The sequence below is a fragment of the Barnesiella sp. CU968 genome (assembly GCF_905219685.1).
Taxonomy (GTDB): Bacteria; Bacteroidota; Bacteroidia; order Bacteroidales; family Muribaculaceae; genus Lepagella; species Lepagella muris_A.
Genome location: NZ_CAJMXD010000436.1, coordinates 1 through 2,281, shown reverse-complemented (window position 1 = coordinate 2,281; position 2,281 = coordinate 1). Strand labels below are relative to the sequence as shown.

Sequence of the window (2,281 nt, the reverse complement as noted above, 5' to 3'; positions counted from 1 at the left end):
GAGGTCAATTATATTCTTGCCGCCCTGAATTACGCGGATTTTGAGTTCTTCCCAGTCTTTTTCAGGAATTTCCTTTGATTCTATCAGCTCCTTGAGCGGTTTGCCGTCGACCAGAGTCGTTGATTCGAACACTGCCATTTGTTCACCATGCCCGCCATAAGTTCTTGCATTTGTGATTTTGTCGGGAGAAATGGAGAAGTATTTTGCAAGCTCGCTGCGGAGACGTGTGCTGTCAAGAGCTGCAAGGGTTGTCACGCATGACGGTTTTACTCCGGAATAAAGGAGAGTTACAAGCCCTGTGATGTCGGCAGGATTGAAAATGACAACGATATGCTTTACATCCGGACAATACTTTCTTACGTTTTTGCCGAAATCCTCAGCAATCTGCGCATTCCCCTTTAGAAGATCCTCTCTTGTCATGCCAGCCTTGCGTGGGGCACCGCCGGAAGAAACTATATATTTAGCTCCGGTAAAAGCAGTCTCGATATCATCTGTATATGTCAGATTCAATCCTTCGAATCCGCAATGCAGTAATTCTTCCGCCACACCTTCAAGACCTTTCGCATAAGGGTCATAAAGACAAATGTTAGGTGTCAGGTGCATCATTATGGCGGTCTGAGCCATGTTTGAGCCGATCATGCCGCCAGCGCCGACGATCAGCAGTTTTTCATCTGTAAGATATTTCATAATAAACTTAATTGGTCTTTTTATTATTATAATGATGCAGCGTAGAAAAAGTTTTGAAAATTTGATTAATTTTGCAATTATAAACCGGAATAGCGCAGTGCTGGTGTGATTCACATTCATCCGGCTGTTCCCAAACAATCAAAAATGGCATCAGCAAAGACCAAATCCGTTTATTTCTGCAGTGATTGCGGATATGAAAGTCCCAAATGGCTCGGGAAATGTCCGGGTTGTGGCGAGTGGAACACTTTTGTGGAAGAAAAAGTGTCTGCCAAACCTGGCAAGTCTGCCAGAAAGGGGCTTGTAAGAAGCAGCACTCCTGTGAGATTGTCAGAGATAGAGGTAAAGGAGGAGATGCGTGTGAAAATGCCGTCATCCGAGCTTAACCGGGTTCTTGGAGGGGGGCTTGTGGCCGGAAGCCTGACTCTCATAGGAGGTGAGCCGGGAATCGGGAAGTCTACATTGCTTCTGCAGAACATTCTCTCGATCCGGAATCGGCGCATATTATATGTTTCCGGTGAGGAAAGTGCCTCTCAGCTAAAACTCAGGGCGGACCGGCTTGGAAAAATATCAGAAGACACATTTATATTGTGTGAAACAAATCTTGACAATATTTTCACTCAGATCGAGAATGTATCGCCATCACTGATAGTGGTTGATTCAATACAGACAATCTGTTCGTCAGAGATTGAGTCGGCGGCGGGAAGTGTGTCGCAGGTTCGGGAATGCGCCGCATCGTTGCTCAGATATGCCAAAGAGTCTGGTGTTCCGGTCATTCTTGTGGGGCATATCAACAAAGACGGTGCCATCGCCGGACCGAAAGTGCTTGAGCATATTGTTGACACTGTGCTGCAGTTCGAGGGTGACAGACAATATCTTTACAGGATATTGCGGTCGATAAAGAACCGTTTCGGCTCGACAAATGAGATCGGTATCTACGAGATGGCGCAGAAGGGACTGAAAGAAGTTAAGAATCCCTCGGAGATGCTTCTTTCGGAAAACAGAGACGAAGAGATGAGTGGAATCGCCATAGGTGTCACAATGGAGGGCATAAGACCGTTTATGGTAGAAGTGCAGGCGCTCGTGTCTTCCGCCGCTTATGGAACACCCCAGCGTTCAGTAACCGGTTTTGACCAACGTCGGCTCAATATGCTTCTTGCCGTGCTTGAGAAACGTGCAAAATTCAAATTGTCGCAAAAAGATGTGTTTCTGAATATCGCAGGCGGCCTGAAGGTGGCGGATCCAGCACTCGACATGGCGGTAGTGGCGGCAATCATGAGTTCTAATTTCGACATCTCCATAGAGCGGAAATGGGCATTTGCCGGAGAAGTGGGGCTATCCGGAGAAATCCGCACAGTCACTCGTATAGAACAGAGGGTTTCCGAGGCCCAGAAGTTGGGATTCGAATCGATACTTATTCCCAAAGGGAATCTCAAGGGAATAAAAGACACATTCAATATCAATATTGTAGAAGTGGGGAAGGTGGAAGAGGTGTTCAAAAATATATTCGGTTAGGCGGATTCTTGTAATTTGCCTGAAATTTATGATTTGAAAAGTAAGATATGGAATCGATAATAGATTATAGAAAAGTAGAGAT

2 protein-coding genes are annotated in these 2,281 nt (G+C 45.8%); one reads left to right on the top strand and one right to left on the bottom strand.

Going from position 1 to position 2,281, the window contains the following annotated elements; translation table 11 throughout:
* Nucleotides 1–687 (bottom strand): malate dehydrogenase (locus tag JX312_RS12470; protein WP_204458219.1); only part of this gene is annotated, 687 nt, incomplete at its 3' end.
* A gap of 144 nt (nucleotides 688–831) precedes the next feature.
* On the opposite strand from JX312_RS12470, the gene radA reads away from it, so the two are divergent.
* Nucleotides 832–2,199: a DNA repair protein RadA gene (gene radA, locus JX312_RS12465; RefSeq protein ID WP_123407708.1), complete on the top strand. Its 1,368-nt coding sequence runs from the start codon at nucleotides 832–834 to the stop codon at nucleotides 2,197–2,199.
* Nucleotides 2,200–2,281: the final 82 nt, after the last annotated feature.

Bases quoted from the DNA above. Each gene is read 5' to 3' on its own strand.
- radA (WP_123407708.1), top strand. From the start codon at position 832: ATGGCATCAGCAAAGACCAAATCCGTTTATTTCTGCAGTGATTGCGGA.